The sequence below is a fragment of the Faecalibacterium sp. An121 genome (assembly GCF_002160915.1).
Taxonomy (GTDB): Bacteria; Bacillota; Clostridia; order Oscillospirales; family Ruminococcaceae; genus Faecalibacterium; species Faecalibacterium avium.
This window is the reverse complement of the sequence record NZ_NFLM01000010.1, coordinates 95,335-109,662: the sequence shown is the minus strand read 5'-3', so window position 1 is coordinate 109,662 and position 14,328 is coordinate 95,335. Positions and strand designations below refer to the sequence as shown.

At 63.6% G+C, this 14,328-nt stretch carries 10 protein-coding genes, 1 tRNA gene and 1 riboswitch; of the genes, 7 read left to right on the top strand and 4 right to left on the bottom strand.

Annotated features, from left to right (window positions below; genetic code table 11):
- Positions 1–211: 211 nt before the first annotated feature.
- From B5E66_RS07525 to B5E66_RS07510, 4 genes are all read right to left on the bottom strand, one after another.
- Positions 212–287 (bottom strand) — tRNA-Ala (locus B5E66_RS07525).
- Between the two features lie 154 nt (positions 288–441).
- Complete coding sequence (gene thiT / locus B5E66_RS07520) at positions 442–1,014, bottom strand: energy-coupled thiamine transporter ThiT (protein WP_087230895.1); 573 nt, start codon at positions 1,012–1,014, stop codon at positions 442–444.
- A gap of 82 nt (positions 1,015–1,096) precedes the next feature.
- A riboswitch (TPP riboswitch) is annotated at positions 1,097–1,198 on the bottom strand.
- Between the two features lie 95 nt (positions 1,199–1,293).
- Positions 1,294–2,382, bottom strand: coding sequence for a sugar kinase (locus B5E66_RS07515; protein ID WP_087230892.1), 1,089 nt, complete (start codon positions 2,380–2,382; stop codon positions 1,294–1,296).
- Positions 2,383–2,598: 216 nt separating this feature from the next.
- Positions 2,599–3,513: a 4Fe-4S cluster-binding domain-containing protein gene (locus tag B5E66_RS07510; RefSeq protein WP_087230889.1), complete on the bottom strand. Its 915-nt coding sequence runs from the start codon at positions 3,511–3,513 to the stop codon at positions 2,599–2,601.
- A gap of 126 nt (positions 3,514–3,639) precedes the next feature.
- Here B5E66_RS07510 and B5E66_RS07505 point away from each other — a divergent pair, with 126 nt between their 5' ends.
- From B5E66_RS07505 to B5E66_RS07475, 7 genes are all read left to right on the top strand, one after another.
- A complete protein-coding gene (locus tag B5E66_RS07505) occupies positions 3,640–5,646 on the top strand; it encodes a fructose-1,6-bisphosphatase (protein WP_087230886.1) in 2,007 nt (668 codons plus the stop codon).
- 282 nt (positions 5,647–5,928) lie between these two features.
- Positions 5,929–7,215, top strand: a complete 1,287-nt coding sequence (locus B5E66_RS07500; RefSeq protein WP_164474867.1) for a UDP-N-acetylglucosamine 1-carboxyvinyltransferase — start codon at positions 5,929–5,931, stop codon at positions 7,213–7,215.
- A gap of 78 nt (positions 7,216–7,293) precedes the next feature.
- Entirely contained in the window at positions 7,294–8,091 is a 798-nt protein-coding gene (locus B5E66_RS07495; RefSeq protein WP_087230879.1) for an MBL fold metallo-hydrolase, read from the top strand.
- 377 nt (positions 8,092–8,468) lie between these two features.
- On the top strand, positions 8,469–11,129 hold the full coding sequence (gene alaS, locus B5E66_RS07490; protein ID WP_087230876.1) for an alanine--tRNA ligase: 2,661 nt from the start codon (positions 8,469–8,471) through the stop codon (positions 11,127–11,129).
- A 70-nt stretch (positions 11,130–11,199) separates the two neighbouring features.
- The gene (locus B5E66_RS07485; RefSeq protein WP_087230871.1) at positions 11,200–11,541 is read left to right on the top strand and encodes a histidine triad nucleotide-binding protein; all 342 of its coding nucleotides are present in this window, start codon (positions 11,200–11,202) and stop codon (positions 11,539–11,541) included.
- A gap of 33 nt (positions 11,542–11,574) precedes the next feature.
- The gene (locus B5E66_RS07480) at positions 11,575–12,114 is read left to right on the top strand and encodes a phosphoribosyltransferase family protein (RefSeq protein WP_087230867.1); all 540 of its coding nucleotides are present in this window, start codon (positions 11,575–11,577) and stop codon (positions 12,112–12,114) included.
- Between the two features lie 76 nt (positions 12,115–12,190).
- Complete coding sequence (locus B5E66_RS07475) at positions 12,191–14,320, top strand: ComEC/Rec2 family competence protein (protein WP_087230864.1); 2,130 nt, start codon at positions 12,191–12,193, stop codon at positions 14,318–14,320.
- Positions 14,321–14,328: the final 8 nt, after the last annotated feature.

Here is a 14,328-nt window from a genome sequence, read left to right as displayed (position 1 = left end):
TTTTTGAGACTTCCGGCACTTCTTAGACTTCTGAGACCTCTGATCTCATTTGTCTCTTTTTCTTATTCTCTCACTTCTTCCGCCGCTTTGCTAGACGGGGGATTATGGGGCGGTTACGACATATGGAACAATTTTTGAATGCAATTTTTGTGACAGCTTCTGAAGGCTGGCAAACAAAAAGACCCGAAGCAGTTGCTTCAGGTCTTTGTCTTGGTGGAGATAAGCGGGATCGAACCGCTGACCTCTTGAATGCCATTCAAGCGCTCTCCCAGCTGAGCTATACCCCCAAATGTTCCGTTTTGCGGGCCGCCGCGGTGGTGTTTGACCGGCGACGTCAGTTATTATAGCAAAGGGCGGGGAGAATGTCAAGCCTGTTTTTGACTTTTTCTGCAAAAAAGCCGCCGGGCGTTGAAGCCTGGCGGCAATGCGTTGTTTTTGCGCTCAGCCTTTGCGCTCCTGCGGCGCGAACAGCTGGGGCGCGGCCTTGTAGATCAGCAGGGCGCCTGCCATGGTCAGCAGGGTCTCAGGGAGCATATAGCTGGCGTTGTAGCCCAGGCTGTAAGTCCAGGCGGCCAGGCCCTCGTTCAGGTTGCCCCACACCAGCACGCCGGACAAGAAGCTGCAGATGAACCGCAAAAAGCCCACCGCAAAGGTGCCCGCCGCGATGCCCACGGCGCGGTTCCTGAAGGGGCGGGCAAACAGATCGGCCAGGCCCAGCGCCATAAAAGCCAGCACATAGTCCAGCAGCACCTCGCCCAGGAAATACAGGAAGCTGGGCACCGGCGGCGCATAGAAGCCCAGCAGCATCTGCAGCAGGCTGTTCACAAAGCCGGTGAACAGGCCCCACTTGGCTCCATGCCGGAAGGACACCAGCACGAAGGGCAGCATGCTCAGGAAGGTGACGCTGCCGCCGTTGGGCAGTTCATAGATCTTGAAGTTGGACAGCACGGTGCCCGCTGCGATCATCAGGGCGCATTCCACAAGGATGCGGGTCTTGGAGTAAGTTTTGGTCATGGGAAAGATCCCTCCTCAAAAATAGTACACAAAAACAAAATGCGCCCGCTGGCATTCAGCAGGCGCACGGGGTGTTCACAAAACGGACGTTCCGCAAACTTACCTACGCCGGCATTACCCGGATCAGGTTAAAGGGTGCTCCGCCTGTGCGGATCTCAGCCTTTCGGCGCCCCTGTTTTCATGTCCGTCTTTCAGTATAAGCGCAGCAGGGCAAATGTCAAGCTTTTTTGGGATGCAAAAAGCCCCCGGCTACCAGCCGGGGGCGGGATAAGTACGAGGTCAGCGCTTGATGTCGTAGTTCATGTTCATCAGGTTGCGGATGGTGCGCACATCGTCGGTGATGTTGGCGTCGCCATGGATGGTGTGTTTGATGGCGCTGCTGGCCACCGCAAAGTTGATGATGTCCATGGCCTTGTAGTGGTGCAGCATGGCGTAGATCAGGCCGCTGGCGAAGGCGTCACCGCCGCCTACCCGGTCCAGAATGTTGAAGGTGAACAGCTTGCTCTCAAAGGTATGGCCGTCCAGCCACATGAAAGCCTTCAGGCTGTTCTCGCTGCCGCTGTGGGCGTAGCGCACATGGCGGGCGATGCACTTGATGTTGGGATAGCGCTCAATGAAACGCTGGAAGATCTCGTCCTGCTGCTCGTAGCTGGGCTGGAGGGGGACGCCGTCCTTCCAGTCGCCCTTGCTGTGATCGTTCTCGTCCTTCCACAGATGGTAGGGCTCGATGCCCAGCAGTACGTCCACATAGGGCAGGCACTCGGTGCAGAAGTCCCGGGCGTCCTCCCAGCTCCACAGGCTGCTGCGGAAGTTGCCGTCAAAGCTGACGGTCAGGCCCTTCTGTTTGGCCACTTTCAGCAGGTCCATGGTCAGGGTACGGCAGTTGGGGGCCAGGGCCGGGGTGATGCCGCTCAGATGCAGCCAGTCAAAGCCGTCCAGCAAAGCATCCAGGTCCACCCGGGAAAAATCGTACTCGGTGATGGCGCTGTGCTTGCGGTCATAGGTGACCTTGGAGGCCCGGATGCCGTAGCCCGTCTCCAGATAATAGGTGCCCAGACGGTGGGTGGGCACATCCTCGGGGGTGGCCAGGATCATGGGAGTGCAGTGCACGTCGTTGGAGCGCAGCATACGCACGGCGCTCTTGCCCAGGCTGTTGTTGGGCACTACGCTGAAAAAGGTGCTGTCCACCCCGAGGTTGGCCAGGGCCAGGGCGATGTTGGCTTCGCTGCCGCCATAGCTGGCCTCAAAGCTGGAGGTCATACGGATCTTTTCGTAGTTGGGCGGGGTCAGCCGCAGCATGATCTCGCCGCAGGTGATGAACTTGGGGGCGGTGGTATCTTTGCTCAGCAGGGGGTTATAGTGTTCCATAAGGTTCCTCCTTCAGTTTCCCATGGGAGTGGATGCAGCCAAACTGCCGCATTGTAATTGTTGTATCCATTATATTTCTTTTTGGAACGGATTTCAAGCAGTCTTGCTGAAACAAAGGAGAAAAATATACCAAATTTTCGTCAAATTTGCTGTGCATCTGGATGAAAACGCGCACTTCCGGCGCAGCTGCGCGGGTTTGGAGAGAGGGGCAGAAGTTCACACGCCGGTCAGATCGAAGGCGGGGGTATATTCTTCCCGGGCGCTGCTTTTCTGCTGCATAAAGCCGCTGGTCAGGCCCTTGTCCACCGCATAGTTGACCACCCGGCGGTATTCGTAGGTGGTGATCCGCCGGCCGATGCCGTGTTCTGCCGCCTTGTAAAAGGGGGTGTACTGGCTCATGATGCTGGGCACCAGGCACCCAGGGTCGGCGTCGTTCCAGGCGGCCATCTGGTCCAGCACCCGGAAGCTGTCGTCGATGTGGCCGGGCAGGGCCAGATGCCGCAGGATCACCCCGCGGCGCAGCATCCCGTCGGGGCCGTAGACCGGGCGGCCCGTCTGGGCCATTATGGCCTCGATGGCCTGCTTTGCCACCGCAAAGTAGTCGGGGGCGGCGCTCATCTCGGCCGAGAGGGCGGGGGAGACGTATTTCAGGTCGGCCAGCCAGATGTCGATGAAGCCCTGCCAGCGCCGGATGCTGTCCGGCGTCTCGTAGCCGCCGGTGTTGCAGACGATGGGCAGGTCCAGCCCGGCGTCCCGGGCCAGGGTCAGGGCGGCGATGATCCAGGGCTGCCACTGCCCCGGGGTGACCAGATTGATGTTGTGGGCCCCCTGGGCCTGCAGGTCCAGAAAGATCTGGGCCAGCCGCTCCACCGTGACCTCCTTGCCAAAACACTGGGCGCTGATGGGGTAGTTCTGGCAGTAGCAGCACTGGAGGGCGCACCCCGAGAAAAAGACGGTGCCGCTGCCCCGGGTGCCGCTGATGCAGGGCTCTTCCCAGAAATGCAGGGCGGCCCGGGCCACCTTGAGGGTGCCCCCCGCGCCGCAGTAGCCGGTGCGCCCGGCGGCCCGGTCAGCGCCGCAGCGCCGGGGGCAGAGGGTGCAGCGGCTGGGGATGACGAATGATGTAGACATATTGCATAAAGTCCCTTCCAAAAGATTTACCGGTGTGTTTCGCAAACAGTATACCATTTTTTGCCCCCGCCGTGTTATACTGATACAGAAAAAACTTGTATACCGCTGCACAGGGAGGGACAAGCGATGCAGACTGAACACGAGGAGATCCGCCGCAATCTGAAATATCTGCGGCTGCTGGCCCGGGATTACCCGTCCCAGGCGGCTGCGGCCAGCGAGATCATCAGCACCCAGGCCCTGCTCAAGCTGCCCAAGGGCACCGAACATTTCATGAGCGACCTGCATGGGGAGAACGAAGCCTTTGTCCACATCCTCAACTCGGCTTCGGGGGTGATCCGGGAGAAGGTGGACCAGGTGCTGGGCCAGGGAGTGCCCCCCGAGACCCGGGCCGAGCTGGCCACCCTGATCTACTACCCGGCCGAAAAGCTGCCTCAGCTCAAGGCAAAACAGTCCACCGAGGCCGCGCTGGAGGACTGGTACAGCCAGACGCTGTTCCGCCTCATCGACATCTGCCGGCTGGTGTCCTCCAAGCACACCCGCAACTATGTGCGCTCCTGCCTGCCGTCCAGCTGCGGCTACATTCTGGACGAGCTGCTCCACGCCCACTTCGAGGACCACGACAAGGACCTCTACTATGGCCAGATCGTGGGCAGCATCATTGAGAACGGGCGGGCCGAGCGGTTCATCACCCGGCTGTGTGAGCTGATCAAGCGGCTGGCGGTGGATAAGCTGCACATCGTGGGGGACCTGTTCGACCGGGGGCCCCGCCCCGACATCATTCTGGACCTGCTGCTGCGCCATCACAGCGTGGACATCCAGTGGGGCAACCACGATGTGGTGTGGATGGGCGCGGCGGCCGGCAGCCCCATCTGCTGCGCCACCGTTCTCAAGACCACCCTTGCTTACCACAACCACGGCATGATCGAGGACAGCTATGGCATCAATCTGCGGCATTTGCAGCGGATGGCCGACCAGTATTACGGCCGGGACGATCTGACCATCTGGATGCCCCACACCGACGCCGCCCGCGGCCCCTACACCGAGGGGATGCTCTACCGCTGCGCCGTCATGCACAAGGCCATTTCCATCATCCTGTTCAAGCTGGAGTGCGCGGTCATCGACCGCAACCCCGATTTCCAGATGCAGGGTCGGGACTTCCTGCGCCGGATCCACTGGGACAGGGGGACGGTGGACATCGGCGGCCGGGAGTACCCGCTGCGGGACACCAGTTTCCCCACGGTGGACCCCGCCGACCCCGCCGCCCTGAACGAGGACGAGCAGATGGTGGTGGAGCGGCTGGTGGCCTCCTTCCGGCAGAGCGCCCGGCTCCAGCAGCACGTCCGGTTCCTCTACGCCAAGGGCAGCGTCTACCACATCGAAAACGGCAACCTGCTCTATCACGGGGCGGTGCCCATGACCGCGGCGGGGGACTTTGCCGCCGAGCGGTTTGAAGGGCGGCTGTATGCGGGCCGTGCCCTGATGGATTACTGCGACCAGCGGGCGCGGCTGGGCTATTATGCCCCCGAGGACAGCCCGGCCCGGCGCAGCGGCCAGGACTTTTTGTGGTATCTGTGGTGCGGCAAGCTGTCCCCGCTGTTTGGGCGCAGCGCCATGACCACCTTTGAGCGGCTGTATGTGGCCGACCCCGCCGCCCACGTGGAGGTGAAGGACCCCTACTATACCTGGTACAACGAGGAGTCGGTCTGCCGGCGCATCCTGGCGGAGTTCGGGCTGCCGGGCTCCTGCCATATCATCAACGGCCATGTGCCGGTCCAGGAGAAAAACGGCGAGAGCCCCATCAAGGGGGGCGGACGGCTCATCGTCATCGACGGCGGGTTCTGCCGGGCCTACCACGACAAGACCGGCATCGCGGGATATACCCTGACCTACTCCAGCCGGGATATGTCCCTGCGCACCCATCAGCCCTTTATCAGCGCAGAAAAGGCCATCACCGAGAATATCGACATCGTTTCGCGGGAAAATATCCTGGAGCAGGAAAACCACCGGGTCCTGGTGGAGGACGTGGATGAAGGGGAGGTCCTGCGGGAAAAAGTGCACGACCTCAAGCAGCTGGTGGCCGCCTACCAGCTGGGCTGGATCAAGGAGACCGCCATCGAGGACCGGGTGTGGTGAGCCGCAGTGGCCGGGGCGGTGTTGTACATTCTGTGAAAAAGGGAGAAAAAAGCAGAATGAATATGGAGAATCTGGGCAAAACAGAAAATAAGGGCAAACCCACGGCCTGAAACTTTGCTTTTTTCGGAGAGTTGTGTATAATAAGGTGAGCCGCAATGGGGCGGCCTCTGTTTGCCGTCCCCAAAATGCGCCTGTCTGTGTGCAAAAACTGCGGGGCGGGCCGGAGGGAAAGCGGCGTGGGACGTTTATGCAATCTGCGGACCCATGAAGGAGATCATTACTTTGGAGAAGTTTGTTATTACAGGCGGCAAGCCTTTGCAGGGCGAAGTCACCATATCGGGCGCCAAAAATGCGGCAGTGGGCATCCTGCCCGCCACCATCCTGGCCGGCGGCGTCTGTGTGATCGAGAATCTGCCCAATATCAGCGACGTGTCGGTGAGTCTGAACATCCTCAGCGCTCTGGGTGCTCAGGTGCGCATGCTGCGCAAGAACACCTATGAGATCGACACCACCCATCTGATGGGCACCAATGTGCCGGACGATCTGTCCCGCCAGATGCGGGCCAGCTATTACTTTTTGGGGGCGCTGCTGTCCCGCTTCGGCAAGGCCCAGGTGGCCATGCCCGGCGGATGCAACCTGGGTCCCCGTCCCATCGACCAGCACCTCAAGGCGTTCAGCGCCCTGGGCGCCCAGGACAGCGTGGATTACGGCATGATCACGGTCCGGGCCAGGGAGAAACTGCGGGGCGCCCGCATCTTCTTTGACAAGGTCAGCGTGGGCGCCACCATGAACGCCATGCTCTCCGCCGTCATGGCCGAGGGCCAGACCGTGCTGGAGAACTGCGCCAAGGAACCCCATGTGGTGGACCTGGCCAACTTCCTGAATATGTGCGGCGCCGATGTGCGGGGCGCAGGCACCGACGTCATCAAGGTGCGGGGGGTCACTCAGATGCATGGGTGCACCTACAGCATCATCCCCGACCAGATCGAGGCCGGCAGCTATATGGTGGCCGCCGTGGCCACCGGCGGGGACGTGCTGATCAAGAACGTCACCCCCAAACACCTGGAGCCCATCACCGCCAAGCTGCGCCGCTGCGGCGCCGAGGTGGAGGAGTTTGACGACTCGGTGCACGTCTGCCGCACCGGGCCCATCCTGCCCACCAAGATCAACACCATGCCCCACCCGGGCTTCCCCACCGATATGCAGCCCCTGATGGGGGTGCTCCTGAGCGTGGCCAAGGGGACCAGCACCATCACCGAGGGTATCTGGGACAACCGTTTCCGCTATGTGGACGAGCTGCGCAAGATGGGGGCCAACATCCAGGTGGACGGCCAGGTGGCGGTCATCGAAGGGGTGGACCACCTGATCCCCGCGCCCCTGCGGGCCAGTGACCTGCGGGCCGGCGCGGCCATGGTGGTGGCGGCCCTGATGGCCGACGGCACCAGCGAGATCGAGGAGATCAGCCACATCGAGCGGGGCTACGAGAACATCGTGGAAAAGCTCCAGGGCCTGGGGGCCGATATCCGCAAGGTGGAGCGGGTGCCCGCCGCGCTGGAGCAGGCGCTCTGATCGGATCGATGTACGACAGCGGGAGCTGCATCCCAGGGGTGCGGCTCCTTTCCTGTGGGGCGGGGAGGGCCCCTTTGGATGGCAGAATTTATCTCGCTTTATTCCGGATCGTCGGGCAACTGCAGCGTGGTGCGCTGCAAGGATGCCTATCTGCTGGTGGATATGGGCAAAGGGGTGCGGGTGACCACCGGGGCCCTGCGGGAGCTGGGGCTGGACGCCGCCGGCTGCGGGGGCATCCTGGTCACCCATGAGCACAGCGACCACATCAAGGGCCTGGCGACCTTCCTCAAGCGGCATCCTTTGCCGGTGTATGGGGCCGAGGCCACCCTGCAGGCGCTGGAGGCCTCGGGGACCGTCCCGGCGGCCTGCCCTCTGCGGGTGATGGACGAAAAAGCCGGGGAGGAGACCGATGTAGCCGGGTTTGGCGTGCGGGCCTTTGCCACCAGCCACGATGTGCCCTGCGTGGGCTACCGCATCTGTACCCCCGACGGCAAAGTGATGACCATTGCCACCGACCTGGGTACCCTGACCCAGCCGGTGCACCAGGCCCTGGCCGGGTGCGACCTGGTGGCGCTGGAGAGCAATTACGATCCCTATATGCTGCGCAACGGGCCGTATCCGTATTATCTGCGGGCCCGCATCGAGAGCCCCCGGGGCCACCTCTCCAACGACGAATGCAGCGAGAAGCTGCTGGAGCTGGTGCAGGGCGGGTGTGAGAAATTTGCCCTGTGCCACCTGTCCCAGGAGAACAACACGCCGGCCCTGGCGCTGCAAACCGTCTTTACCACCCTGGGGGCGGGGAGCGTGGTGCCCGGCAAAGACTGTGTGGTGCAGGCCCAGCGCCGCAGCGAGATCAGCCCCGCGCTGGAATTTTGAGCGAAACGGTTGACAAAAGCCGCGTACATGCTATAATTTAATCGGTGCGGCCCTGCGGGCCGCAGCCGGAATCAAAAAAGGTTTACTTGGCTATGACAGGGCCAGGGGTGCGGCGCAGCCGCGCAGAGAGAGGGCTTTCCAGCTGCAAGGCCCTCCGGTCTGACCACACCCCATGCCACCCTCGAGCTCCCGGTGAGATAAGCCGGGCGCGGCGCAGCGTTATTGCGGCAAAAAGAGGCGGCAGGGCCACAGCCCGCCGCAAATTGGGTGGTACCACGGAGCAGTTACACGGCAGCCTTCGTCCCTGGTCGGGGCGGGGGCTGTTTTTGTTTCCGCTCCGCTGCCGTGTCATATCTAGAACAAGGAGAGAATCGTATATGCAATGGACCGGTTTGAATGAACTGCGTGAGAAGTACCTCAGTTTTTTTGAGGGCAAGGGCCACCTGCGCCTGGGCAGCTTCCCTCTGGTGCCCAAGGATGACCCCAGCCTGCTTTTGATCAACAGCGGCATGGCCCCCATGAAGAAATGGTTCCTGGGCCAGGAGGAGCCGCCCCGCCACCGGGTGACCACCTGCCAGAAGTGCATCCGCACCCCCGACATCGAGCGGGTGGGCATCACCGCCCGCCATGGCACCTTTTTTGAGATGCTGGGCAACTTCTCGTTCCAGGACTACTTCAAGGATGAGGTGATCCCCTGGGCCTGGGAGTTTTTGACCAGCGACGAGTGGATGGCCATTCCCAAGGACAAGCTGTATATCTCGGTCTACCTGGACGACGACGAGGCCTATGACATCTGGACCCAGAAGGTGGGCATCGCCCCCGACCACATGGTGCGCATGGGCAAGGAGGACAACTTCTGGGAGCACGGTTCCGGTCCCTGCGGCCCCTGCTCCGAGATCTACTTCGACCGCGGCCCCGAGTACGGCTGCGGCAAGCCCACCTGCGGCCCCGGCTGCGACTGCGACCGCTATATGGAGATCTGGAACCTGGTGTTCAGCCAGTTCGATTCGGACGGCAAGGGCCACTATGAGCGTCTGCCCAAGCCCAACATCGACACCGGCATGGGCCTGGAGCGTCTGGCCTGCGTGATGCAGGGGGTGGGCAACCTGTTTGAGGTGGACACCGTCCAGAGCGTGCTGCACCATGTGGAGCACATCGCCGGCAAGACCTATAAGCAGAACGAAAAGACCGACGTGTCCATCCGCGTCATCACCGACCATATCCGCAGCTGCACCTTTATGGTGTCGGACGGTATCCTGCCCTCCAATGAGGGACGGGGCTATGTGTTGCGCCGTCTGCTGCGCCGGGCCGCCCGCCATGGCCGCCTGCTGGGCATCCAGGGCCCCTTCCTGGTGGACCTGGTGGAGACGGTGATCCAGTCCAGTGAGAGCGCCTATCCCGAGCTGCGGGAGCACGCCGCCTACATCAAGAAGGTGGTGGGCACCGAGGAGGCCAACTTTGCCCGCACCATCGATGCCGGCATGAACATCCTCACCGGCCTGATCGACGCCATGGAAAAGGCCCATCAGCATATCCTCAGCGGCCTGGACGCTTTCAAGCTGAACGATACCTTCGGCTTCCCCCTGGACCTGACCCGGGAGATCGCCGCCGAGCAGGGCATCCAGGTGGACGAGGACGGCTTCCACGCCGAGATGACCAAGCAGAAAGAGCGCGCCCGCGCCGAGCGCCTCAAGAAGAATATTTCGGGCTGGAGCGCCGACCTGTTCGGTGAGCTGACCACAGCCCCCACCGTCTTTACCGGCTACGACACCCTGACCGATACCGGCGTGGTGGTGGCCCTGTCCGATGAGGAGACCCTCACCGACGGCATTTCCACCGATGACCAGGCCAAGGAAGGGGTGCTGGTGGTGCTGGATAAGACCCCCTTCTACGCCGAGATGGGCGGCCAGGTGGCCGACCACGGCGTGCTGTCCGGCGACAACTGCGCGCTGCGGGTGCTGGATGTGAAAAAGACTCCCAAGGGATACTTCGTCCACACCTGCGTGCTGGAGAACGGCTATGTGCGGGTGGGCGATACCCTGACCGCTCAGGTGGACAAGGAATACCGCTGGGCCATTGCCCGCAACCACACCGCCACCCACCTGATGCAGGCTGCCCTGCGGGAGGTGCTGGGCGATCATGTGCACCAGGCCGGCTCCTATCAGGACGCCCATGTCACCCGGTTCGACTTTACCCACTTCAGCGCAGTGACCCCCGAGGAGCTGGCCCGGGTGGAAAAGATCGTCAACGATAAGATCTACGACTCCATGCAGGTGGATGTCCGCAGCATGGCTCTGGACGAGGCCAAGAAGATGGGCGCCATGGCCCTGTTTGGCGAAAAGTACGGCGAGATCGTCCGGGTGGTGGACGTCTGCGGCTGGTCCACCGAGTTCTGCGGCGGCACCCATGTGCAGAATACCGCCCAGATCGGCGGCTTCAAGATCATCAGCGAGTCCTCGGTGGCGGCAGGCATCCGCCGCATCGAGGCCGTCACCGGCAAAAACCTGCTGATGCGCGCCAACACGAATGAGATGGTGCTGCGCAGCACCGCCGCCGCCCTCAAGGCCAACAACGTGGCCGACGTGGTGGCCCGCGCCGAGGCTGTGATGGCAGAGAACAAGGCCATGCACCGGGAACTGGACAACATGAAGGCCCAGGTGGCCGCCTCCAGGGTGCAGAGCCTGTTCGAGGCTGCCGAGGAAGTGGGCGGCGTCAAGATCGTCACCGCCTACTTTGCAGGCACCACCGGCGACACGCTGCGCGGGATGTGCGATACGCTGCGCGAAAAGGCCGTCAAGCCGGTGGTGGCCGTGCTGGTGGGCAGCGACGGCGCCAAGATCTCGATGGCGGTGGCTGTCAACAAGCTGGCGCAGGAGAAGGGTCTCAAGGCGGGCAGCCTGGTCAAGGACCTGTCTGCCATCGCCGGGGGCAAGGGCGGCGGCAAGCCTGATTTTGCCATGGCCGGCCTGAAAGACCCCAACAAGATCGACGAGGCCCTCCACGCCGCCGCAGGCGTTGTGGCCCAGCAGATGAACTGATGGCCCGACCGCGGCCTGCCGGGCCGCGCTGACCGATAAAAAGAACCATACGAAAGGAGCTGTCCCATCTATGGAAGATTGCCTGTTCTGTAAGATCGCCGCGGGGGAAGTGCCCTCCAACAAGCTGTACGAGGACGACCGGCTGCTGGCCTTTTACGACATCGACCCCCAGGCGCCGGTGCACTTTCTGGTCATCCCCAAAAAGCACATCCCGTCGGCTGCTGCCCTGACCGAGGAGGACGGGGCCCTGCTGGGCCACATCTTCGCCACCATCGCCCGGCTGTGCGACAGCCTGGGCTGCGATGGGGGCTACCGCGTCGTGTCCAATGTGGGGGAGGATGCAGGCCAGAGCGTCAAGCACCTGCATTTCCACGTCATGGCAAAACGCCAGATGGGCTGGCCTGCGGGCTGAGCGCGCAGGCTGCAACAAGTAAGGAGAGATATCATGGCAGAAACCTATACCCTGAAGGTCGCGGGCCTGACCCGTGAGCTGACCATCTGCAAGGTGAACGACCACATGGACATTGCGGCTTTCATCATGCTGGGGGACACCGAGCTGACGGTGGCCGCCGCTGCGGAGCTGCTGAAAAAGTGCCCCGAATTTGATATCCTGCTCACCGCCGAGGCCAAGGGCATCCCCCTGGCCCACGAGATGAGCCGGCAGAGCGGCAAGCCCTATGTCTGCGCCCGCAAGAATGTCAAATTGTATATGAAGGACCCGGTGGTGGTGGAGGATCAGTCCATCACCACGGCCGGCAAGCAGAAGCTGGTCATCGACCGCAAAGAGCTGGATGAGATGAACGGCAAGCGGGTGCTGGTGGTGGACGACGTGATCTCCACCGGCGGCAGCCTGAAAGCCCTGGATGCGCTGGCCGAGCAGACCCACTGCGAGATCGTGGGCCAGGCCGCCGTTCTGGCGGAAGGGGACGCAGCCAAGCGCCAGGACATCATCTTCCTGGAGCCGCTGCCCCTGTTCTTCCACTGATGGGGTCAGGCGGCCGGTCTGCGCCCTGTTCCTGGGAGCGCTGGGGGCGCAGCTGACAGCTGCCTTTGAGCCGCAGGTGGTTTGGCCGCTTGCGGCTCTTTTTGCCATCTTTTGCGCCGCGCTGCTGGCTTTGGGCCGCCAGGCCCGGGGCTATGGCCTGTGGCTTCTGGCCGGGGCGGTGCTGGGGGCGGCGTTCAGCTGGCAGACAGCGGCCCGCTTTGCGGTGTGGACCGAACGGTACGACGGAGAATTGGTGGACCTGACCGCCTGCGTGGAGGATCTGCGCCCCGGCTACACCCAGGATACGGTGCGGGCCAGGCTGCGGGTACAGACGGCAAACGGCGAGGCGGCGGATTTCTGCTGCTGGTGCGACGATCTGCCCTTGTGCCAGGCCGGGGACCGGATCACGGGGCGGTTTTTGCTGGAGGCGCCGTCCATGGACAGCCGGGCGGACCGCTATGCCGATGGGGTGGCGTTCGACGCCTACTACAAGCGGCGGTTCGAGACGGCCGGCCCGGCGCCCGGATTCCGGGCCTGGTCGGCGCGGCTGCAGACCCGCCTCAGCGACGCCCTCTGCCGGGAGCTGGAGGGGGACGAGGCCGGAGCCCTGGCGGCCATGATCGTAGGGGACCGCACCCGCATCAGCCAGGAGCTGAACGATGACTACCGGGCGGCAGGCCTGAGCCATGTGCTGGTGGTCAGCGGAATGCACGTCACCCTGCTGTGCGGCTTTTTGAAGCCGGGTCTGCTGGAGAAGCGCCGCTGGCTGGACCGGGGCCAGAAGCTGGCCATCTTCCTGCCGGGACGGAGCGGCTCCCGCGTCTACCGCCGCCTGGGTCTGTGTCTGGCCCGGGAGGAGCAGGCGGCGCCCCGGCCCGCGGTGGGCGGCTGGCACGCCGGGATCCTGTGGCGGCAGCGGCTGGCGGCCCTGTGGCCGGTATGTCTGGCCGTGCTGCTGTGCGGGATCACCGGGTTTACGCCGTCGGTGCTGCGTGCGGTGGCGGCGGTGGTCATCGGCGCGCTGGGCGTATGGCTGCTGGCCCCCTCCGACCCGCTGACCAGCCTGGCTGCGGCCGGACTGGTCATGAGCGCTTTCAACAGCTATGCGGTGTGCGATGTGGGCTTTCAGCTGTCCTTTGCGGCGGTGGCGGGCACCCTGGCCGGGGCCGCCCTGGCCCGGGATATCCTGCCGCCCCAAGATCCCCTGCCGTATGGGAACGGGGCTGCGGCCTTTCTGGGACGGCTGGGACGGAGCTTCTGGGAGGCGGGGTGCATCTCGGTGTGCGCGTCGGCGGCCACCTTCCCGGTGCTGGTGCTGCGGGGCCTCAGTGCAAGCCCCTACGCCCTGGTGTCCGGGGTGCTGATCCTGTGGCTGGTGGAGCCGCTGATGGTGCTGGGCATCGCGGCGGCTTTGCTGGGCCTGTGGGCCGGGCTGCAGCCCCTGTACCACCTGTGCGCTTGGGGCGCCGGGATTCTGGTGCGCATCCTGAATGGCTGGGCCCGGATGGCAGCTGCCTGGCCCCGGGCCGAGCTCTCCTTTGATACCCACTATGCGGCGGTGGTCTGCCTGGTGCTGATGGGATTGTGCCTGCTGGCCCGCCGCTGGAAGATAAGGCCCGTCCACTGTCTGTACGCCGTGGTGCTGGTAGGGGCTGTAAGTCTGAGCGTCAGCTCCTGGCTGAGCCAGGGCGTGGTGGAGGTGGTTGCGGTGGGCAGCGGGCCTTCGGCGGTGCTGGTACAGGACGGCCGGGCGGTGGTGCTCTATCAGGGCGGACGGGCCGCCGTGGAGCAGGCCCTGGAGCGCCGGGGGATCCGTCAGGCCGACTGGCTGGTGGACCTGCGCACCCAGCCGGGCTACCGCGACCGCCCCGACGCGGCCCGCACCGTCACGGTGCAGGGGCTGGGCGAGAGCTGGGAGCTGAGAGATTACCGCATTGCCTGCGGGGACATCCAGGTGGAGATGGTCCATCTGAAGACAGGCAACGCCGCCCGGGTGACGGTGGGCCCCTGGCAGATCGGCGCGGCCACCCAGGGGGTCTGGCTTGGCCGGCCCCAGCCGGTGGACTGGCTGCTGGCAGGACGGACGGAAAGCGCCGCCTTTGAGGCACAGGGCGTGCTGGCTGCTTCTGCCTATGACTGGATGGAGCAGCCGCCTGCCCGCATCCTGCGGCTGCGTCCGGAGGGCGGCGCAAGGGCAATCCCATGATACACACA